Below are 20,069 nucleotides of genomic sequence, written 5' to 3'. Positions count from 1 at the left end.
TAGTGCCGACTTTCGTATTAGCGCGTTAGTACATTATGAAGCGACGAGCGATCGATCCCGAGACCCCCAACGAGTCGGTAGAGCGCAGCCTATGTGAGGCGCTGCTGGCGCTGCGCGACGTGGACGAGATGCAGGCGTTCCTGCACGACCTGTGCACACCGGCGGAGCTGGAGGCGATGGTGGACCGCTGGCGGGTGGTGCCGTACTTGCAGGAGGGGCTGCCGTACCGGGAGATCCACGAGCGCACGGGGGTGAGCATCACCACCATCGGGCGGGTGGCGCGCTACCTCAACCAGGGCAACGGCGGCTATCTCGCCGCGGCGGCGCGCGCGGCTCGCAAGCGCAAGACCGCCAAGGTGCCGGCATGAGGCCGCGCGACCGACTGCGCATCGCGATGCAGAAGTCCGGGCGGCTCACCGAGCCGGCGCAGGAGCTGCTGACGCGCTGCGGGCTGACCTTCCGGCAGAGCCGCGACAAGCTGTTCTGCTTCGGCGAGGGCGAGCCGGTGGACCTGTTGCTGGTGCGCGATGACGACATTCCCGGGCTGATCGCGCAGGGCGTGTGTGACCTGGGGATCGTCGGGCGCAACGTGCTCAACGAGTACGAACTCACCGCCGGGCGCGAGGATGACGTGGCCCTGGCGGAGTGGCGCGGGCTGGGCTTCGGGAGCTGCCGGCTGTCGCTGGCGGTGCCGCAGGAGATGGACTATGCCGGCGCCGCGGACCTTGCCGGGCGTCGCATCGCCACGTCCTATCCGGGGTTGCTCGGCCGCTGGCTGCGCGCGCAGGGCATCGAGGCCGGAGTGGTGACGCTGGCCGGTTCGGTGGAGATCGCGCCCCGGCTGGGCACCGCCGAGGCGATCTGCGATCTGGTGCAGAGCGGCGGCACGCTGGTGGCGAACCAGCTGCGCGAGGTCGAGGTGGTGCTCGACAGCGAGGCGCTGCTGGTCGGCCCGAAGGTGCTGCCGGCGGACGAACGCGGCGACCTGGTCGAGCTGCTGCTCAAGCGCATCGATGGCGTGATCCAGGTGCGCGAGTCGCGACTGCTGCTGTTGCAGGCGGCGCGCGGTTCGCTGGAGGCGATCACCCGCCTGTTGCCCGGTGGTCCGCAGCCGACGCTGCTGCCGCTGGCCGGCCAACCCGACCAGGTGATGCTGCAGGCGCTGTGCGCCGGCGAGGTGAGCTGGCGCCAGCTCGAAGAGATCAAGAAGGCCGGCGCGCGCGAGATGTTCGTGCTGCCGGTGGAGAGGATGCTGGCATGAGGCGGCTGGTCTGGAATGCGCTGGACGAGCCGGGGCGCGAGGCGGCGCTGGCGCGGCCGGTGCAGGTGCAGGCGGTCAACCTGCGTGAAGTGGTCCGGCGGATCGTGGCCGAGGTGCGCAGGCACGGCGACGAGGCGGCGCTGCGCTTTACCGCCTCGTACGATCGTTGTGTGCTGAAGCGGATCGAGGTCGAGCCGCGCGAGTTCGACCAGGCCGAGGCTGCGCTCGATCCGGCACTCAAGGCGGCCATCCGCGAGGCGGCCGGGCGGATCGAGGCGTTCCACCGTGCGACGGCGCCGCTTCCCGTGGCCGTGGAGACGGCCCCCGGCGTGCGCGTCGAGCGGGTGTTGCGCCCGATCAGCCGGGTCGGGCTGTACGTGCCGGCCGGGAGCGCGCCGTTACCGTCCACGGCCTTGATGCTGGGCGTGCCGGCGCGCGTTGCCGGCTGCCGCGAGGTGGTGCTGTGCTCGCCGGCGCGGCCGGATGGCCGGTGTGATCCGGCCGTGCTGTACGCGGCGCGCGTGGTGGGCGTGCACCGCGTGTTCAAGCTCGGTGGGGCGCAGGCGATTGCCGCGATGGCGTACGGCACCGCCAGCGTGCCGCGCTGCGACAAGCTGTTCGGCCCGGGCAACGCCTGGGTGACCGAGGCCAAGGTGCAGGTGTCGACCGACCCGCAGGGCGCGGCCATCGACATGCCGGCCGGGCCGTCGGAAGTGCTGGTGGTCGCCGATGCGCAGGCCGAACCCGCGTTCGTGGCGGCGGACCTGCTGTCGCAGGCCGAGCACGGCCCCGATTCGCAGGTGCTGCTGGTGAGTCCCTCGGCGCCGTTGCTCGATGCCGTGGCGGTGGAGGTCGAACGCCAGTGCGCAGCGCTGCCGCGGGCGGATATCGCGCGCCAGGCGCTGACCAACAGCCGGGTGATCGAAGTGGACTCGCTGGAGCAGGCGCTCGAGGTGAGCAACCGCTACGCGCCCGAGCACCTGATCCTGCAGGTGGCCGAACCGCGCGGCTGGCTCGCCCGGGTGGAGAGCGCCGGGTCGGTCTTCCTGGGCGCGTGGACGCCCGAGTCGGTGGGCGATTATTCGAGCGGCAGCAACCACGTGCTGCCGACCTACGGCTATGCACGCAGCCACAGCGGCGTGTCGGTGGCCAGTTTCCAGAAGCAGATCAGCGTGCAGGAACTGAGCCCGGACGGCCTGCGGGCGATCGGGCCGTGCACGGTGACGCTGGCCGCGGCCGAGCAACTGGAGGCGCACCGACGCGCGGTGACCTTCCGGCTTGCCGCGCTGAATGCGGAGGTGCCCGTCGCATGAGCGTGCTGGAGCTTGCGCGCGCGGAGATCCGCGCGCTGGTGCCGTATTCCTCCGCGCGCATGGAGGCCGCGGGCGGCGCGACGCTGCTTAACGCCAACGAGTCCGCCTGGATGCCGTTCGGTGACGCGGGCCTGGGCTGCCACCGCTATCCGGATCCGCAGCCGGCGGCGCTGGTCGAGCGGCTTGCCGCCCTGTATGGCGTGCGGCCCGCGCAGCTGCTGGTCGGGCGCGGCAGCGACGAGGCGATCGACCTGCTGGTGCGCGCGTTCTGCCGCGCCGGCGAGGACGCCATCCTGGTGCAGCCACCGACCTTCGGCATGTATGCGGTGTGCGCGCACGTGCAGAACGCGGCCGTGGTCGAGGTGCCGCTGGCGGCGGACTTCACCCTGGATGCCGGGGCGGTGCTGGCGGCGGTGACGCCGGCGGTCAAGCTGGTGTTCGTGTGCGCGCCGAACAATCCGACCGGTGCGGGCGTGTCGCTGGAGGCTATCGACGACCTGGCGCGGCGGTTGGCCGGGCGGGCACTGCTGGTGGTGGACGAGGCGTATGGGGAGTTTGCCGACGGCGCCAGCGCCGCGACGTTGCTCGACCGCTACGAACACCTGGCCGTGCTGCGCACGCTGTCCAAGGCGTGGGCGCTGGCCGGTGCTCGCATCGGTTGCCTGCTGGCCGATTCGGAGGTGGTGACGCTGCTGCGGCGCATTCTGCCGCCGTACCCGCTGCCGCGGCCGTGCGTGGCGGCCGCCCTGGAGGCGCTGTCGCCGGCCGGGCAGGTGGCGGTGCGCGATCGCGTCGAGGTGGTACGTGCCGAACGGGCGCGGATGGTGGTGGGGCTGGGGGCGCTGCCCGGCGTGCGGGCGGTGCTTCCTTCGCAGGCGAATTTCCTCGCCGTGCGCTTCGATGACGCGGGTGCTGCCTACCGGCGGTTGTTCCAGGCGGGCATCGTGGTGCGTGACGTACGGCGCTACCCGGGGTTGCAGGATGCCTTGCGCATTACGGTTGGCGCGCCGGAGGAGAACGATCGGGTGTTGGCTGTGCTGGGGGATGGGGCATGAACGTCCTGGGTGGTGGCCGCGAGCTCTGCGCGGGATTCCTTGCGGGTCGCCACATGGCGATCGCGCACGGGGTGCGCTGCTGCGTGGGGGGCGTATGAGCCGAAAAGTGCTTTTTGTCGATCGCGATGGTTGCCTGATCGTCGAGCCACCGGACGAGCAGATCGACAGCTACGCCAAGCTCGACCTGCTGCCGGGCGTGATCGCCGCGTTGCAGCGCTGCGTGGCCGCCGGGTACGAACTGGTGATGGTGACCAACCAGGATGGGCTCGGGACCACGAGCTTCCCGGAGGAAACCTTTCTCGGGCCGCAGGCGCTGCTGCTGCGCCTGCTGGCTTCGCAGGGCATCACCTTCCGCGAGGTGCTGGTCGATCGCAGCTTCCCGCACGAGGGGCGCGATACGCGCAAGCCGGGGGTCGGCCTGCTGCGGCATTACCTGGCCGACGACGGCTGGAGCCGCGCCATGTCGGCAGTGATCGGCGATCGCGAAACCGATATGCAACTGGCGGCCAACCTGGGCGTGCGCGGCTTGCGCGTCGGCCCGCAGGGTGAAAGCTGGGAGGCGGTAGCGCACCGGTTGCTGGATGCGCCACGCATCGGCTCGGTGACCCGGCGCACCCGCGAGACCGCCATCGACGTGCGCGTCGACCTGGATCGCGCGGGCGATCCCGCAGTGGCTACCGGGCTCGGCTTTTTCGACCACATGCTCGAGCAGATCGGCAAGCACGGCGGCTTCGCGCTCGCGCTCGGCTGCGCCGGTGACACGCAGGTGGATGAGCATCACACGGTGGAGGATTGCGCGCTGGCGCTCGGCCAGGCCCTGCGCCAGGCCTTGGGCGACAAGCGCGGGATCGGTCGCTACGGCTTCACCCTGCCCATGGACGAATCGCTCGCCAGCGCAGCACTGGACCTGTCCGGGCGACCCTGGTTCGTGTTCGAAGGGCAGTTTCCGCGCGAGCGCGTGGGTGATTTGCCGACCGAGCTGGTCGTGCACTTTTTCCGTTCGCTGTGCGAGACGCTGGGCGCCAACCTGCACCTGTCGGTTCGCGGCGACAACGCGCACCACATGGTCGAGGCCTGCTTCAAGGCCGTGGCGCGGGCGCTGCGCCAGGCCATTCGCCGTGAGGGCAGCGAGCTGCCCAGTACCAAGGGGGCGTTGTGAAGGTCGTGCTCGTCGACGCCGGCGGCACCAACATCGGTTCGGTGCGCTACGCGCTGCAGCGGCTGGGCGTGGAGGCGCCGTTGACCGCCGATCCGGCGACGATCCGCGCGGCCGACAAGGTGATCCTCCCCGGTGTCGGTGCCGCGGGCCCGGCCATGGCCCGCCTGCGTGCGCTCGGCCTGGTCGATGTGCTGCGCGGGCTGACCCGGCCGGTGCTCGGCGTCTGCCTGGGCATGCAGTTGCTGTGCACGAGCTCGGAAGAGGGCGGTGTCGACTGCCTGGGACTCGTTTCCGCCGTGGTGCGGCGGTTGTCGCCCGCGCCGGGGCTTCGCGTCCCGCACATGGGCTGGAACCGGCTGCATGCGTGCGGCGTCCATCCGCTGCTCGACGGGCTGGACCGGGATGCACAGGCCTACTTCGTGCACAGCTATGCGGTGCCGCTTGGCGACTACACGCTGGCATCGGCCGAACACGGCGATGCGTTCTCGGCGGTGGTCGCCCGCGGCAATTTCTTCGGCATGCAGTTCCACCCGGAACGCTCGGCTGCGGTGGGCGCCCGCCTGCTTCGCAACTTTCTCGACCTATGAAACCTGACATCATTCCTGCCATCGACCTGCGCGCGGGCCGTGTCGTACGCCTGGCCCAGGGCGACTACGCCCGCCAGACGACCTACCCCGACGACCCTATTGCCCTGGCCGCCAGCTACGCGGCGGCGGGCGCGCGCTGGCTGCACGTGGTCGACCTGGACGGGGCGCAGGCCGGCGGATTCGCCAACCTGCCGGTGATCGAAGCGCTGGCACGCGCCGGGCTGCGCCTGCAGGCCGGTGGCGGGGTGCGCGGCGTCGCCGACGTGCACCGGCTCATGGACGCCGGCGTCGAGCGCGTGGTGGTCGGAAGCGTCGCGATCCGCGATCCGGAGCGGGTGGCCGGATGGATCGACCGGCATGGCGCCCAGCGCTTCACGCTCGCCCTGGACACGCGCTGGATCGACGACCGGTGGACCTTGCCCAGTGCCGGCTGGACGCGTACCGAAAGCCGTACGCTGGATGAGCTGGCGCCCTGGTACGCGGCCCGCGGCGCGCGCCACCTGCTATGCACGGACATCGACCGGGACGGCATGCTGGCCGGTCCCAACCTTGCGCTCTATCGCCATCTGGCGACGATCGCACCCACGCTCGCCGTGCAGGCTTCCGGCGGCGTGCGCTCGGTGGATGACGTGCGCGCTGCCGCGGAGGCCGGTGCCAGCGGAGTGATCCTGGGGCGGAGCCTTCTCGAGGGTCGCCTCAACGTGGCGGAGGCCCTGGCCGCATGAACGCGTTTTTGCCGGCATGCCGCGTGAAACCGACCCGCCTGGGCCGTGCCGGAAAGACCGGGGTGCGTGCCCGATGCTGAGCCGCCGCATCATTCCCTGCCTGGACGTGCGCGACGGGCAGGTGGTCAAGGGCGTGCGCTTCCGCGATCACGCCGTAGTCGGCGGCATCGTCGAACTGGCGCTGCGTTACCGTGACGCCGGCGCGGACGAGCTGGTGTTCTACGACATCACCGCCAGTCCCGAGGGGCGTGCGGTGGACCGGGCGTGGGTCGAGCGGGTGGCGCGGGAGATCGACATCCCGTTCTGCGTGGCTGGCGGCATCCGCAGCGTCGAAGATGCGCGCGCGGTGCTGCATGCCGGGGCAGACAAGGTTTCCATCAACTCGCCCGCGCTCGAGCGGCCGGCACTGATCGGCGAGCTCGCCGGGGCCTTCGGCGTGCAGTGCGTGGTCGTGGGCATCGACTCGCTGCGCGATGCCGACGGGCAGTGGCGCGTGCGCCAATACACCGGGGATCCGTCGCGCATGCAGGCGCTGCCACGGCGCACGCTGGACTGGATCGTCGAGGCGCAGCAGCTGGGCGCGGGCGAGATCGTGCTCAACTGCATGGGCAGCGATGGCGTACGCGCCGGCTACGACGTGGCACAGCTGGCCGCGGCGCGCGCGCTCTGCACGGTGCCGCTGGTGGCCTCCGGCGGGGCCGGTGCGCCGGCGCATTTCCGTGAGGTGTTCGACCTGGCGGACGTGGATGGCGCCCTGGCGGCGAGCGTGTTCCATTCCGGCGCCATCGAAGTGCCGGTATTGAAGCGGTGGCTGGCGGAGCAGGGCGTGGCGGTGCGCCTGTCGCTGCCAAAGGAGCCGGAGACAGTGCGATGACCGACGAGCTGGATTTCCCCAAGGGCGGCGGGCTTGTGCCCGCCATCGTGCAGCACTGGCTGAGCGGCGAGGTGCTGATGCTCGGCTACATGGATGCCGAGGCGCTCGCCGTCACGCGCGCGAGCGGGCTGGTGACGTTCCACAGCCGCAGCAAGGGGCGCCTGTGGACGAAGGGCGAGAGCTCCGGCAACGTGCTGCGCCTCAAGAGCCTGCACGCCGACTGCGACGCGGATGCACTGCTGGTGCTCGCCGAGCCGGCCGGGCCGACCTGCCATCGCGGCACGTCCAATTGCTTCGATCACGCGCCGCCGCCGCTGGGGTTTCTTGCCGAGCTCGATGCCCTTGTCGCCCGGCGCGCTGTCGAGCGGCCGGCCGGCAGCTACACCACCGGGCTGTTCGAAGGCGGCATCCGCCGGATCGCGCAGAAGGTCGGCGAGGAAGGCGTCGAGACGGCGCTGGCGGCGGTGGTCCAGGGCGACGCGGAGCTGCTGGGCGAGGCGGCGGACCTGGTTTTCCACCTGACGGTCGCCCTTCGCGCGCGCGGGCTGGGCCTGGCCGACGTGGTAGCCGTGCTGGCCGAGCGGCACGCGCGGCGCTAGCGGCCGGAACCTTCCCGCTGGGCGCGCACTTGCGACGCGCCGTTCAACGGCCCGCGGTGACCGGCACCCGACGTTCGGGCGCCGGGCGGAACGGCACCGCCGGCCCTGGCTGGAGGCCGCGACGCCAGTGCGCGAGTTGCTCGCCAATGCCCTTTCCGACGGCCATCTGGGGCTGGGACGGCAGCAGCCGGTCCTGTTGCTCCCACTTGGAGATCTCCTCCTTGGCGCGCTCGAAAGCCGCCACGAAGTCCGGCGTGCGGTTCAAGGCATCGACCAGCCACGCGCGACCGAAGTAGGTGGCCGCCGAATCGTTCCCGCAGCCGAACGAACTGCGGTCGCTACGTGCCGCGGTGAGCACCAGGGTGCCGTCCCCCTGCAATGGCGGAATGAAACCGCCCGAATAGCAGGCGTTGACCACGACGACCTTCCACTTGAACGGGTGCGCCGCGAGGATCGCGCCCAGGTCCTGCGCGCCGATCTGATCCAGCGGCAGCGGATCCATGTCCACCAGCAGGGTGTGGTCTTCGCTGCCGTGGGTGGTCAGGTAGAGCAGCAGGATGTCCTGTTGCGGATCCATCCGGTCGGCCAGGCCGTCGAGCGCACTCTCCAGGTTGCTCCAGGTTGCCAGCGGACGGGTGGACAAGGTGTCCGGCGAGTTCTCCAGCACCAGCGCATGCGCGGTGGGACCGAAGTGCCGGGTAAACAGTCGCGCGGCGTACTCGGCCTCGTTGTGGAAGACATCCTCGCTGCCGTCGCCGGCGAAGGCGAGCAGGTAGAGGTTGGGCCTGCCGGGGACGCGCGGCCCCAGCTTGCCGAGCGCGGCGTCCAGCAACCGGGGCTGGGCGTAGGCCACCTGCTCGGGCGTGGGGGCCTGTTCGGGCCAGTCGTCCTGCGGCGGTGCGGGGGCCTCCGCATCATCCAGTGGCGACAGCAGGCTGCTCGGAGCGACAGGCTGCATCCGCAGCTCACGCGCGGCCGGGTCCCGCGGGAGCCAGCCGTGCACCAGCAGCATCGTGAGGATGCCGGCGGCAAAGGCGAGCAGGGCGGTCAGGCCGGTGCGCATCGATCGGGAACTCAGGGCGTGATGGCGTCGAAATCGCCGTACGTGGGGTGGCGCGCCCCGGCCGGCGCCGCTTGCGGCGGGCGCAACAGCCAGCCGGTCTGCAGGCCGGCGGCGCGGGCGGCGTCCAGTTCCTCGACGATGTCGGAGAGGAACAGGATGTGCTCCGGTCGTTCGCCGACGGCTTCGGCGATCCTGGTGTACGAGCCAGCCTCGCGCTTGGGGCCGGTTTCGGTGTCGAAATAGCCGGCGAACAAGGGCGTCAGGTCGCCGGCATCGCTGTAGCGGAAGAACAGCTGCTGCGCCGGCACGGAGCCGGAGGAGTAGACGTACAGGTGCAGGCCGTCGGCGCGCCAGGCATGCAGTCGCGCGGATACCTCCGGGTAGACGTGGGCGCGGTATTCGCCGGCTTCGTAGCCCTCCTTCCAGATCATGCCCTGCAGCGCCTTGAGCGCGGTGGACTTGCGATCCTGGTCGATCCAGCCCAGCAGCAGTTCGATGATCTCCTGCCGGCTGGCCTCGATGATGCCGGCCTCCTTGGCCGCCTCGTGCAGCCAGTGCTGCACTTCGGGCCGGTCCGCGTGCGTTTCGACGAAAGCCGGCAGGCGCTTGCGGGCGTACGGGAACAGGACGTCCTTGACGAAATCGATCGAGCTGGTGGTGCCCTCGATGTCGGTAACGATGGCGCGGATGGAGGTCATGGGCGGCATGGATTCTGGGAGACCCGCAAGCATAGCCGAGGGCTACCTCGGGGTGGCTTCAAGCCTGGCCGTTCCTTGGCCGCTTCCGCCCTTGGAAGACCCCCGGCTGCGATCTCAGCGCGGGGCCGGTTCCATCCGTGGGAAGCGCTCGGCGATGTCGGTGCCGGTGAAGTTGGCGACCCAGCCTTCCTTGTTGGTGAACAGGCGGATGGCGACGAAATAGGGCGATTCGCTCATGTCGAACCAGTGCGGCGTACCGTCGGGCACGCCGATCAGGTCGCCGGCCTCGCAAAGCACGTCATAGACCCTGCCGCCGATATGCAGGGTGAACTGGCCGCTGCCGGCGACGAAGAAGCGCACCTCATCCTCGCTGTGCGTGTGCTCGCTTAGGAACTTCCGGCGCAGCGTGGCGCGATCCGGATGGTCCGGGGCCAGGCTGATGACGTCGACGGATTGATAACCCTCTTCGCGCATCAGCCTGTCGATGTCACTGCGGTAAGCGGTGATGACTTCGTCCTGGCTGGCGCCGGGGGCGATCGGGGCGCTGGCTTCCCATTGCTCGAAGCGGACGCCGACCCGGCCGAGCTCATGAGCAATCTCGGCGGGCGACGTGTGCACGGAAGCGGGCGTGGACGGCCGGGCCTCGTCGTAGATGCGCAGGCGGCTCATGCGGACAGTCTCCTCAGGTCGAGTTCGCAGCCGAGCAGGAACTCGAGTGCTTCGAGGTGGCGCCGCGCCTCGGCCATGTCGGCGCCCCAGGTGTAGATGCCGTGGCCGTCGATCAGGTAGGCATGCAGCGGTTTGCCGGCATCGAGCCAGGCATCGACGCGTTCGACCAGCTCGGGCATGTGCTGGGTATTGGGGAACACCGGAATCTCCAGCACGCTCGCGTGGGTGGTGTAGCCGGTGATGGCCTTCTGCAGTTCCCAGCCTTCCAGCCGCACCACGCCCTCGCGCGCGAACAGCCGTGAAGCGACGCTCTGCGTGCGCGAGTGGGTATGCAGCACCACCTGCGCGTGCGGCAGGCGCCGGTAGGCCTGGGTGTGCAGCTCCGTCTCGGCACTGGGGCGGGCGCGGGTGCCCACCGCGTGACCTGCCATGTCCACCAGCATGATGTCCTCGCGTCCCAGGCGACCCTTGTCGCGCCCCGAGATGGTGACGGCGGCGAGTTCCTCGTTCACGCGCATGGAGAAGTTGCTGCTCGTTGCCGGCGTCCAGCCGAGCAACGCGAGTTCGCGCGCGGCCTCGGCAATGGCGTCGGCGCAAAGCGCGAAGCGGGCGGGCTCGACGGAGGAGGGAAGTTCCTGCATGGGAATTTGGACGTCCAAACGATGGGCGACTATAGCATGTGGCTACGCGCTGCCGGAGGGAAATGCGAGTCGTTCTCGCAAGTCAGGTGGAATTGACGTTTCGAGCGTAACATCGAGGCAGGCTGCCGCATTCGCGGCGGCGGATACAACGGAGATCCATCATGTCGCAAGAGAAAGATGTCGAATCCCGCCGTCGCTTTTTGAAGGTGGCTGCGGGTACGGCGGCGGCCGCTGCCGTGGTCGGCGGCTTGCCGCGCTTGGCACGCGCCGCGGACCTGCCCCACGTGTCGGAATCCGATCCCACGGCCAAGGCGCTCGACTACGTCGAGGATGCAAGCAAGTCGAAGAATCCCAAGCACACGCCCGGTGCCGTCTGCGCGAACTGCCAGTTCTTCACCGACCCGACCGCCAAGGGTTACGGCCCCTGCCAGCTGTTCCCCGGCAAGGCGGTGAATGCCAAGGGCTGGTGCGTCTCGCATACGGCCAGGAAGGCCTGAGTGAGTCCACGCGCGCTCGACGCGCGAGGCGCGTTGGACGATCTGCGGGGGTGGAAAGCGGCCGAACGGCCGGTCTGAAAAGTGCTGCCCAGACGCGTCAGGCTGAGGAGCTGACCCGCCTGACGCGCCGGGCGGCGATCCGGGGCCCACTGCCAAGTGATCAACCCTCGGAGCTGGAATGATACTCCCGCGGGGGCCAGTTCGGGTGGCTGGTAGCCAGGTTTTTCTCGAAAAACTTCCGTTAAATCCATTAAATTCAACGGCTTACTGGCGAAAAATGTTGGCGGGTCGAATTCTGGCGTCTGCAAATTTTTCGTTAATTGTGGCGTCCGCCGGCGAACGTCGGCGAACGTTCCAGGGCGGTCGGGGCTGTGGCCACGCCCGCACGTTTCCTTGCGGCAGGTCCGGTGGACCTCCCTGTGGCCTCTCCAGCCGCCCGCCGGCCTGTCAGCGCGGAGCGGGCGCTGCGGCCTTGCGCAGCTGGCTGTGCCGGCGGCCGTAGGCGAAGTAGATCGCCAGGCCGATCACGGTCCAGATGCCGAGCAGCAGCCACTGGTACCAGTTCTCCCAGTACAGCAGCGTCAGGCAGCTCAGCACGCCGAGCGTGCAGACCACTGGCGCCCACGGCACGCGGAAGGTGCGTGGCAGGTCGGGCTGGGTGCGGCGCAGGATCAGCACGCCGGCGCACACCGCCACGAAGGCGATCAAGGTACCCATCGAGACCAGGTCGCCGAGGATGTCGAGCGGGAACACCGCCGCCAGCGCGGCGATGCCCAGGCCGGTGATCACCGTGTTGATGTGGGGCGTGCGATAGCGCGGATGGATCTTGGCGAAAACCGGCGGCAGCAGACCGTCCCGTCCCATGATCATGAAGATGCGCGGCTGCGCGATGACCATCACCAGCACCACCGAGGACAGGCCGATCAGGGCGCCGACCTCGACCAGCCAGCGCAGCCACTCCAGCTCGGGATGCGCCTTGACCGCCGTGACCACCGGTTCGGCCGTGCCCAGCAACTTGAATGGCAGCAGGCCGGTGATGACCGCCGCCATGCCCACGTAGAGGACGGTGCAGATGGCGAGCGAGGCGATCGTGGCGATCGGCAGGTCGCGCTGCGGGTTCTTCGCCTCCTGCGCGGCGGTCGACGTAGCCTCGAAACCGATATAGGCGAAAAACACCAGCGTCGATGCGCGCATGATGCCCGACCAGCCGAATGCCTCCGGCCCTTCGCTGGCGGGGATGAACGGATGCCACAACTGCGGGTTCACATAGCGCCAGCCGGCCACGATCACCACCACGATCAGGCCTACCTTGAGCAGCACCATGGCGATGTTGGCACCACTGGATTCGCGGATGCCCACGTAGCACAGCCAGGTCAGCGCCAGCACGATGGCTACCGCGGGCAGGTTGAACAGCGCCCCGGTGCTCACCAGGTGCCCGCCCTGGTAGGCCAGGGGGGCATTGGTGAGGACGGCAGGCAGATGGACGCCGACATGGTCGAGCAGGCTGACGAAATACCCGGTCCAGCTGACCGCCACCGCGGAAGCGGACACGCCGTATTCGAGCACCATGTTCCAGCCGATGAACCAGGCGACCAGCTCGCCCAGCGTCGCGTAGGCATACGAGTACGAGCTGCCGGACATCGGGATCAGCGTGGCGAACTCCGCGTAGCACAGCGCCGTGAAGCTGCAGCAGACCGCCGCGATGATGAAGGCCAGGATCACCGCGGGACCGGCATGTTCGGCGGCCGCCTGGCCGGTGATCACGAAGATGCCGCCGCCAATGACCGCGCCGATACCCAATGCGGTCAGTCCCCACGGGCCAAGCGTCCGGCGCAGGGCGGGACCATGGGAATCGTCGACGTTGGAAAAGTCGGTCTTGCGGGCGAGCAGTTGCTTCAGCATGGGCGTTCCGGACATGAAACCGGCACGGTTTTCACCGTGCCGGCGGGTTCACAGGGTGCGTCGGCGCGAGGGGTCAGGCCGGTTCGGTGCCGTTGGCCAGATGGCTCTTGCGGTAGCCGTAGAGGAAGTAGACCACCAGCCCGATCGCACCCCACACGAAGAAGGTCAGCTTGGCCTCCTTCGACAGGTTGAGGAACAACAGCAGGCAGCCGATGACCGCAAGCGGGCAGATCAGCCACGGCATCGGGGTGCGGAACGGGCGCGGGCGATCAGGCTGCGTGCGACGAAGGATCAGCACGCCGATCGCCACCATGATGAATGCGAACAGGGTACCCGAGTTGGTGATGTCCGCCAGGATGCCCACCGGAAACAGCGCACCGAACAGCGACACGAAAGTGCCGGTGATCAGCGTGATCACGTGGGGCGTGTGGAAGCGCGGGTGGATCTTCGCCAGCGAGCCCGGCAGCAGGCCGTCGCGGGACATGGTGAAGAAGATGCGGGTCTGGCCGTAGGTCATCGTCAGGATCACCGACGGCAGCGCGATGCCGGCAGCGAACGCGATGAAGGCGCCGATGGTGTTGTGGTTGAGCAGGCGCACCACGTGGGCCAGCGCCTCCTTGCTGCACACCAGCGCCTGCGAGCCGTCACAGGCGGCCGCGAACGCGGGCGTACCCGGCTCCAGCGCGATCCCGTCGGGGCCCAGCATGGGTTGCGCGCCCACCGAACCGACCGCGCCGTAGCTCACCAGCAGGTAGTAGATGGTGCACACGCCCAGCGAACCGATCAGGGCAATCGGGATGCTGCGGTTGGGGTTCTTGGTTTCCTCGGCCGCCGTGGAAATGGCATCGAAACCGATGTAGGCGAACACGATCGAAGCGGCTGCGCCGAGCACGCCGATGCCGCCCATCGGGCTGCCCCAGCCGTTGGGCACGAAAGGCGTGAAGTTCTGGTCGTTCACCGCGGGTACCGCGACGAAGATGAAGGCGGTGAGGGCGGCGATCTTGATCAGCACCAGCACGGTGTTGACCTTGGCCGACTTGGAGGTGCCGAGTACCAGCAGCAGCGTGACCGCCAGGCCGATCAGGCAGGCCAGCAGGTTGAAGCTGCCGCCGTCCATCGGTCCCACCTGCAGGAAGTGCGGCAGGCCCCATCCGGCGTGCGTGAGCAGGCCGTTGACGTAGCCGGCCCAACCCACGCATACCGTACTGGCGGCAATGGTGTATTCCAGCACCAGCGCCCAGCCCACCACCCAGGCGGTGCCTTCGCCCAGCACGCCGTAGGTGTAGGTGTAGGCCGATCCGGCCACCGGCACCATCGAGGCGAGCTCGGCATAGGCCAGTGCGGCCAGCGCGCACACGACGGCGGCGATGACGAAGGAGATCATCATGCCCGGGCCGGCCTTCTGGCCGGCTTCGGCGGTGAGCACGAAAATGCCGGTACCGATGATCGCGCCGATGCCCAGCATGGTGAGCTGGAAGGGGCCGAGCTGACGGATGAGGGATTTCTTTTCGGCGGTGGCGAGAATCTGGTCGAGCGGCTTGACGCGCTTAAACAGCATAGCGTTCCCCATGGAAAGACGGCGTGCTCCCCGACCCTTGCGTTAGCCACGCGTCGAGCCGATGTGACGGGCAACCTTAGCCGAGCGTGACTGGGGGTACAAGCGCCACAAGGCACGGATGGGGCGCCGCTAGAATGCCCTTTTGACCCGGCGAAACAGCATGCCCCAAACATCCTCCCACCGGCTCGGCGATGCCTTGCGCCGATACGGCCTGTGCAGCCAGGAGGCCCCGGTCGTGGGCGAGTTTCTGAGGTTCCTGGCCAGTGCACGGGAGGTGTTCGAGCGTACCCACGCGCCGGGGCATTTCACCGGTTCGGCCTGGCTGGTCAGCGCCGATGGCGAACGCGTGCTGCTGACCCATCACCGCAAGCTGGGCCGCTGGTTGCAGCTGGGCGGCCACGCCGACGGTGACCCCGACCTGGCCCGCGTGGCGTTGCGCGAGGCGGGCGAGGAGTCCGGATTGCAGGATCTGCTGGTGGAGCCGGAGATCTTCGATCTGGACCGGCACTTGATCCCGGCACGCGGCGAGGAGCCGGCGCACTGGCACTACGACGTACGCTACGTGGTGCGAGCCACCGGCAGCGAGGCGTTCGCGGTCGGCGAGGAGTCGCTGGACCTGGCCTGGCAGTCCATCCGCGGGATGGCGGACGACCTGCAGGCGGATGCGTCGATGCGGCGCATGGCGCAGCGCTGGCTGGCCCGCGGCCCGTAGATGGCCTGGGCGGTCGATCCGGTTTTCCTGCGTGGGGGCAGGTGGGCGGGCCGGAGCACGCTCGCCGATCAGGTCGATTCGTAGCGCGCCGGAGCCGGGTTGAGGTGGCCGCAGGCATCGCAGGTGCGGGCCTCGCGCGAGCGGTAGAAGCGCTCGAATACCGGCGGGAAGTCCTGCTCGATGTTGTGCAGGACGAAGTACTCTTCGTACAGCTTGTGGTTGCAGCGTTCGCAGAACCACAGCAGGCCATCCTGCTCGCCCGCCAGGCGTCGCCGCTCGATCACCAGCCCGACCGAATCAGGCATGCGCTGGGGTGAATGCGGCACCCGCGCCGGGAGGTAGAACAGTTCGCCCGCCCGGATGGGAATGTCGCGCGCGACGCCCTCGTCCTGCACCTTGAGTACCATTTCGCCCTCGAGCTGGTAGAAGAACTCGGGGCCTTCGTCGTAGTGGTAGTCGGTCCGTGCATTGGGGCCGCCGACGATCATCACGATGAAGTCGCCGTCCACGATGCACTTGTTGCCGACCGGCGGCTTGAGCAGGTGGCGGTGTTCGTCGATCCAGCGTTGCAGGTCGACGGGCGGGAGCAGGGCCATGGCTGCGCTCGGCATTTCGGGAGACGTTACCTTAGCGCGTCGGACCGCCGCCCTGCAGGAGCGCACCTTGCGCGACCGCCAGGCTCACGGTCGCGCACAGGTGCACCCTGCCTGGGCTGCTCAGACTTCCAGCGTGGCCAGGTCGCCCTTTTCCTCGAGCCAGCTCTTGCGGTCGCCGGCACGTTTCTTGGCCAGCAGCATGTCCATCAGCCTTGCGGTGGCGTCGTCGTCGTCGACGGTGAGCTGCACCAGGCGGCGGGTGTCCGGGTGGATGGTCGACTCGCGCAGCTGCGCCGGATTCATCTCGCCCAGGCCCTTGAAGCGGGTCACCGAGACGGCGCCTTTCATTTTCTCGCGCTCGACCTTCTGCAGCATCGACTGCTTCTCGGCCTCGTCCAGGCAATAGAACACCTGCTTGCCCACGTCGACGCGGAACAACGGCGGCATCGCCACGAACACGTGTCCCTCGCGCACCAGCGCGGGGAAATGGCGCAGGAAGAGGGCGGAAAGCAGCGTCGCGATATGCAGGCCGTCGGAATCGGCGTCGGCCAGGATGATGACCTTGCCGTAGCGCAGCCCGGAGAGATCGTCCTTGCCCGGATCGCAGCCGATCGCGACGGCGAGGTTGTGCACCTCTTCCGAGGCCAGCACCGAGGTCGATTCCACTTCCCAGGTGTTCAGGATCTTGCCGCGCAGCGGCAGGATCGCCTGGAATTCCTTGTCGCGCGCCTGCTTGGCGCTGCCGCCGGCCGAATCGCCCTCGACCAGGAAGAGTTCGGTACGGGTGAGGTCGGTGGCCGTGCAGTCGGCCAGCTTGCCGGGCAGGGCGGGCCCCTGGGTGATCTTCTTGCGCACCACCTGCTTGGCCGCCTTCAGGCGCGCGCTGGCGCGCTCGATGGCGAGCTGGGCGATCTTCTCGCCCAGGTCCACGTGCTGGTTGAGCCACAGGCTGAAGGCATCGTGCACCACGCCCTCGACCAGGGCGGCGGCGTTGCGCGACGAGAGGCGTTCCTTCGTCTGGCCGGCGAACTGCGGGTCGAGGAGCTTGGCGCTGAGCACGAAGGCCAGCCGCTCCCATACGTCCTCCGGTGCCAGCTTGACCCCGCGCGGCAGCAGGTTGCGGATGTCGCAGAACTCGCGGATCGCGTTGGTCAGGCCGCTGCGCAGGCCGTTGACGTGGGTGCCGCCCTGCGCGGTGGGGATCAGGTTGACGTAGCTTTCCTGTACCAGTTCGCCCTCCGGCAGCCAGGTGAGCGCCACGTCCAGGCCTTCGGTGTCGCGCGCGACGTGGTGCACGAACAGCTCGGCGGGGATCGCCTCCGCGCCGTCCAGCTCGCCACGCAGGTAGTCGCGCAGGCCGTCCTCGTAGTACCACTCGCTGGTCTCGCCGCTGGCCTCGTCGACCAGCTTCACGCTCAGGCCCGCGCACAGCACGGCCTTGGCGCGCAGCAGGTGCTTGAGTTTCGGGACCGATATCTTCGGTGAGTCGAAGTACTTCGGGTCTGCCCAGAAGCGCACGGTGGTGCCGGTCTTCTTCTTGGGCACCGAGCCGATGACCTCCAGCTCGCTGACGCGATCGCCATGCTCGAAGGCCATGCGGTATTCGCTGCCGTCCCGGCGGATGGTCACCTCGACGCGCTGCGACAGCGCATTGACCACCGAGACGCCGACGCCGTGCAGGCCGCCGGAGAAGTTGTAGTTCTTGCCGCTGAACTTGCCGCCCGCGTGGAGACGGGTGAGGATCAGCTCCACGCCCGGCACGCCCTCCTCCGGATGGATGTCCACCGGCATGCCGCGGCCATCGTCGCTCACCTCGATCGAGCCATCGGAGTGGAGCACCACCACGATCGCCTTTGCGTGGCCGGCGAGCGCCTCATCCACCGAATTGTCGATGACTTCCTGCGCCAGGTGGTTCGGGCGCGAGGTGTCGGTGTACATGCCGGGGCGGCGTTTGACGGGATCCAGGCCGGACAGGACTTCGATGTCGGCGGCGTTGTAGCGACTGCTCATGGGCGATATCTGGGGAAAGTGAACGCGGCAGGATGGAATGCGGGAGGCATCAGGGTCAAGGTTCTTTCAGGCGGGCTCACAACGGTGCGCAGTGCCGCTCCAGCCAGGCCAGGTCGGCGTCCTCCAGCAACGGTGCAAGTGCTGCGCGCACGGTGGCGTGGTAGTCGTCCAGCCAGGCGCGTTCTTCCGGGTTGAGCAGGCCCGGCTCCAGCGCGCGGCGGTCGAACGGGCACAGCGTCAGGGTCTCGAACGCAAGAAATTCGCCGAATTCGGTCTGGTCCGCCTGCACCACGACCGCCAGGTTCTCGTGGCGGATGCCATGGCGCGCAGGCTTGTAGAGGCCCGGTTCGATCGAGGTGATCATCCCCGGCTCCAGCGCGACGAGTGCGCCGTTGGGCACCGGGGGGCGGATCGCATGCGGGCCTTCGTGCACGTTGAGGAAGTAGCCCACGCCATGCCCGGTGCCGTGGCCGTAATCCAGCCCGCTGGCCCACAGCGGCGCACGCGCCAGTGCGTCGAGCTGCGGGCCGCTGGCGCCCTTGGGAAAGCGCGCGCGGGAGAGCGCGATCAACCCCTTCATCACCAGCGTGGCGTCGCGCCGTTGCTCGGCGGTGGTCTCGCCCAGCGCCAGCACGCGGGTGATGTCGGTGGTGCCTCCCAGGTACTGGCCGCCAGAGTCGACCAGCAGCAGACCCTTGCGCTGCAGCGTGCTGTGCGCCTCCGGCGTGGCGTGGTAGTGCGGCAGGGCGCCATTGGCCTGGTAGCCGGCGATGGTGGCGAAGCTCTCGCCGACGAAGTCCGGCTGCGCGGAGCGTTCTTCGCGCAGCAGGGCGTCGACGTCCAGTTCGGTCTGCGTCATGCCGGCGGCCAGTCGCTCTTCCAACCGGCGGAAAGCGCGCACCAGGGCGGCGCCGTCGCGGCGCATCACCTCGCGGATATGTTCCAATTCGGTCTCCGACTTGCGCGCCTTGAAGGCAGTCGAGGGATTGGTGGCCTCCACGCGCGCCGCGCCGACGCCGATCGCATCGGCCACGGCACAGACCACGCGGGACGGATCGAGCAGCAGCCGTGCGTCCGTGCCAAGTTCGCCCAAGGCATCGGTGAGGGTGGCGTAGTCGGCGATGCGGACGCCGTCGGCCTTGAGCGCGGCGACCGTCGGGTCGGACAGCTTGCCCCGGTCGACGAACAGCGTGGTCGGGCCGTCGGTTTCCACCAGCAGGTGGGCCAGGAAGACCGGATTGCACTCGACGTCGCTGCCACGCAGGTTGGTCAGCCAGGCGACGTCGTCCAGGCTGGAGACCAGGTGGTGCGTAGCCTGCTGGCGGCGCAGGCTGGTGCGCACACGCTCCAGCCGCTCAGCACGGGTACTGCCCGGATAGCCGGGCGCGTGCTCGAACACCACCGCCCTGGGCAGGGCGGGGCGGTCGGTCCAGACTTCGCCCGGCAGGTCCAGGTCGGTGCGTACCTGCGCCCCCGCTTCCTCCAGCAGGCGCTGGACCTGCCGGCGGGCGGCGATGGACAGGCTGTCGCCGGCCACCGCCAGCACGTCGCCCTCCTTCAGGTGTTGCTGCATCCACTGCAGGTGCTCGGGGGCGTGCGAGACCTTCTGCTTTTTCAGTGCGATGCCGGTGCCGGCCAGTTGCTGTTCGGCCTGGGAGAAATAACGCGAGTCCGTCCACAGGTCGGCCGTGTCCGCGGTGACCACCAGGGAGCCGGCCGAGCCGGTGAAGCCGGACAGCCACTCGCGGGCGGCCCAGTGGGCCGGCAGGTATTCGGACAGGTGGGGGTCGGCGGTCGGGATCAGGCACGCGGCGACGCCGTGGTCATGCATGGCCTGGCGCAGGGCGGCCAGGCGGGAAGGGATGGGGGTGGTCATCCGCCCATGCTAGCGCCTTCATCCTCAACCGTTCACGCCCGGAAGGAAGGGACGGCGCGGGGACGCCAGGCCTTCAGCCTGGCCACTGTCCAGCCGGAAGGTGGGGCCAAGCGTGAACCGTCTGGTCGGAATCTCTCGCCGCCGGGCCCGTCACCCGCTAAAATGCCGAATTTCCAGCACGGCTGCATTCCATGACCCCCCTGATTTTCGTCACCGGCGGTGTGGTGTCCTCGCTCGGCAAGGGCATCGCGGCGGCGTCGCTTGCGTCCATCCT

General features: G+C 69.0%; 21 protein-coding genes. 12 read left to right on the top strand and 9 right to left on the bottom strand.

Annotation, left to right across the window (positions count from 1 at the left end; genetic code table 11):
- Positions 1-35: 35 nt before the first annotated feature.
- From VFH59_RS12915 to hisIE, 9 genes are all read left to right on the top strand, one after another.
- On the top strand, positions 36-368 hold the full coding sequence (locus tag VFH59_RS12915; RefSeq protein ID WP_325165312.1) for a YerC/YecD family TrpR-related protein: 333 nt from the start codon (positions 36-38) through the stop codon (positions 366-368).
- The gene (hisG, locus tag VFH59_RS12910; RefSeq protein ID WP_325165311.1) at positions 365-1,261 is read left to right on the top strand and encodes an ATP phosphoribosyltransferase; all 897 of its coding nucleotides are present in this window, start codon (positions 365-367) and stop codon (positions 1,259-1,261) included. The genes VFH59_RS12915 and hisG overlap by 4 nt, the downstream gene beginning before the upstream one ends.
- Positions 1,258-2,574 (top strand): histidinol dehydrogenase, encoded by a 1,317-nt coding sequence (gene hisD, locus VFH59_RS12905; RefSeq protein ID WP_325165310.1) that lies wholly within the window; start codon positions 1,258-1,260, stop codon positions 2,572-2,574. The genes hisG and hisD overlap by 4 nt, the downstream gene beginning before the upstream one ends.
- Positions 2,571-3,629 carry a histidinol-phosphate transaminase gene (hisC, locus tag VFH59_RS12900; RefSeq protein ID WP_325165309.1) on the top strand — a complete coding sequence of 353 codons (1,059 nt, stop codon included), beginning with the start codon at positions 2,571-2,573 and terminating at the stop codon, positions 3,627-3,629. The genes hisD and hisC overlap by 4 nt, the downstream gene beginning before the upstream one ends.
- A 94-nt stretch (positions 3,630-3,723) precedes the next feature.
- Positions 3,724-4,788 carry a bifunctional histidinol-phosphatase/imidazoleglycerol-phosphate dehydratase HisB gene (gene hisB, locus VFH59_RS12895; RefSeq protein WP_325165308.1) on the top strand — a complete coding sequence of 355 codons (1,065 nt, stop codon included), beginning with the start codon at positions 3,724-3,726 and terminating at the stop codon, positions 4,786-4,788.
- Positions 4,785-5,375 (top strand): imidazole glycerol phosphate synthase subunit HisH, encoded by a 591-nt coding sequence (hisH, locus tag VFH59_RS12890; RefSeq protein ID WP_325165307.1) that lies wholly within the window; start codon positions 4,785-4,787, stop codon positions 5,373-5,375. The genes hisB and hisH overlap by 4 nt, the downstream gene beginning before the upstream one ends.
- Positions 5,372-6,100: a 1-(5-phosphoribosyl)-5-[(5-phosphoribosylamino)methylideneamino] imidazole-4-carboxamide isomerase gene (locus tag VFH59_RS12885; RefSeq protein WP_325165306.1), complete on the top strand. Its 729-nt coding sequence runs from the start codon at positions 5,372-5,374 to the stop codon at positions 6,098-6,100. Before hisH ends, VFH59_RS12885 begins: the two co-directional genes overlap by 4 nt.
- Positions 6,101-6,173: 73 nt before the next feature.
- Positions 6,174-6,974 carry an imidazole glycerol phosphate synthase subunit HisF gene (hisF, locus tag VFH59_RS12880; RefSeq protein WP_325165305.1) on the top strand — a complete coding sequence of 267 codons (801 nt, stop codon included), beginning with the start codon at positions 6,174-6,176 and terminating at the stop codon, positions 6,972-6,974.
- Positions 6,971-7,573, top strand: a complete 603-nt coding sequence (hisIE, locus tag VFH59_RS12875; RefSeq protein ID WP_325165304.1) for a bifunctional phosphoribosyl-AMP cyclohydrolase/phosphoribosyl-ATP diphosphatase HisIE — start codon at positions 6,971-6,973, stop codon at positions 7,571-7,573. The genes hisF and hisIE overlap by 4 nt, the downstream gene beginning before the upstream one ends.
- A 43-nt stretch (positions 7,574-7,616) precedes the next feature.
- Here hisIE and VFH59_RS12870 read toward each other — a convergent pair whose 3' ends face one another.
- The 4 genes from VFH59_RS12870 to VFH59_RS12855 form a co-directional block, all read right to left on the bottom strand.
- Positions 7,617-8,636 carry a C13 family peptidase gene (locus tag VFH59_RS12870; RefSeq protein WP_325165303.1) on the bottom strand — a complete coding sequence of 340 codons (1,020 nt, stop codon included), beginning with the start codon at positions 8,634-8,636 and terminating at the stop codon, positions 7,617-7,619.
- Between the two features lie 11 nt (positions 8,637-8,647).
- Positions 8,648-9,334, bottom strand: a complete 687-nt coding sequence (gene mtnC, locus VFH59_RS12865) for an acireductone synthase (RefSeq protein ID WP_325165302.1) — start codon at positions 9,332-9,334, stop codon at positions 8,648-8,650.
- 114 nt (positions 9,335-9,448) lie between these two features.
- Positions 9,449-10,003 carry an acireductone dioxygenase gene (locus VFH59_RS12860; RefSeq protein WP_325165301.1) on the bottom strand — a complete coding sequence of 185 codons (555 nt, stop codon included), beginning with the start codon at positions 10,001-10,003 and terminating at the stop codon, positions 9,449-9,451.
- A complete protein-coding gene (locus VFH59_RS12855) occupies positions 10,000-10,644 on the bottom strand; it encodes a methylthioribulose 1-phosphate dehydratase (RefSeq protein ID WP_325165300.1) in 645 nt (214 codons plus the stop codon). Before VFH59_RS12855 ends, VFH59_RS12860 begins: the two co-directional genes overlap by 4 nt.
- Positions 10,645-10,805: 161 nt before the next feature.
- On the opposite strand from VFH59_RS12855, the gene VFH59_RS12850 reads away from it, so the two are divergent.
- Positions 10,806-11,141, top strand: coding sequence for a high-potential iron-sulfur protein (locus tag VFH59_RS12850; RefSeq protein ID WP_325165299.1), 336 nt, complete (start codon positions 10,806-10,808; stop codon positions 11,139-11,141).
- A gap of 447 nt (positions 11,142-11,588) precedes the next feature.
- Here VFH59_RS12850 and VFH59_RS12845 read toward each other — a convergent pair whose 3' ends face one another.
- A complete protein-coding gene (locus VFH59_RS12845; protein WP_325165298.1) occupies positions 11,589-13,043 on the bottom strand; it encodes an amino acid permease in 1,455 nt (484 codons plus the stop codon).
- A gap of 73 nt (positions 13,044-13,116) precedes the next feature.
- On the bottom strand, positions 13,117-14,601 hold the full coding sequence (locus VFH59_RS12840) for an amino acid permease (RefSeq protein ID WP_325165297.1): 1,485 nt from the start codon (positions 14,599-14,601) through the stop codon (positions 13,117-13,119).
- Positions 14,602-14,761: 160 nt separating this feature from the next.
- On the opposite strand from VFH59_RS12840, the gene VFH59_RS12835 reads away from it, so the two are divergent.
- Positions 14,762-15,313, top strand: coding sequence for an NUDIX hydrolase (locus VFH59_RS12835; protein WP_325165296.1), 552 nt, complete (start codon positions 14,762-14,764; stop codon positions 15,311-15,313).
- A gap of 68 nt (positions 15,314-15,381) precedes the next feature.
- On the opposite strand, the gene VFH59_RS12830 is transcribed toward VFH59_RS12835, so the two are convergent.
- The 3 genes from VFH59_RS12830 to VFH59_RS12820 form a co-directional block, all read right to left on the bottom strand.
- Entirely contained in the window at positions 15,382-15,909 is a 528-nt protein-coding gene (locus VFH59_RS12830; protein ID WP_325165295.1) for a 3-hydroxyanthranilate 3,4-dioxygenase, read from the bottom strand.
- A 120-nt stretch (positions 15,910-16,029) separates the two neighbouring features.
- Entirely contained in the window at positions 16,030-17,919 is a 1,890-nt protein-coding gene (gene parE / locus VFH59_RS12825; RefSeq protein ID WP_325165294.1) for a DNA topoisomerase IV subunit B, read from the bottom strand.
- 76 nt (positions 17,920-17,995) lie between these two features.
- Positions 17,996-19,795 (bottom strand): aminopeptidase P family protein, encoded by a 1,800-nt coding sequence (locus VFH59_RS12820; RefSeq protein WP_325165293.1) that lies wholly within the window; start codon positions 19,793-19,795, stop codon positions 17,996-17,998.
- Positions 19,796-19,986: 191 nt separating this feature from the next.
- Here VFH59_RS12820 and VFH59_RS18460 point away from each other — a divergent pair.
- The coding region (locus VFH59_RS18460) for a hypothetical protein (RefSeq protein WP_349255872.1) at positions 19,987-20,069 on the top strand (83 nt) is incomplete at its 3' end.

The sequence above is a fragment of the Frateuria sp. genome (assembly GCF_035695185.1).
Classification (GTDB): Bacteria; Pseudomonadota; Gammaproteobacteria; order Xanthomonadales; family Rhodanobacteraceae; genus Frateuria_A.
The sequence above is the reverse complement of the archived record's forward strand: the minus strand, read 5'-3'. Positions and strand labels throughout refer to the sequence as shown.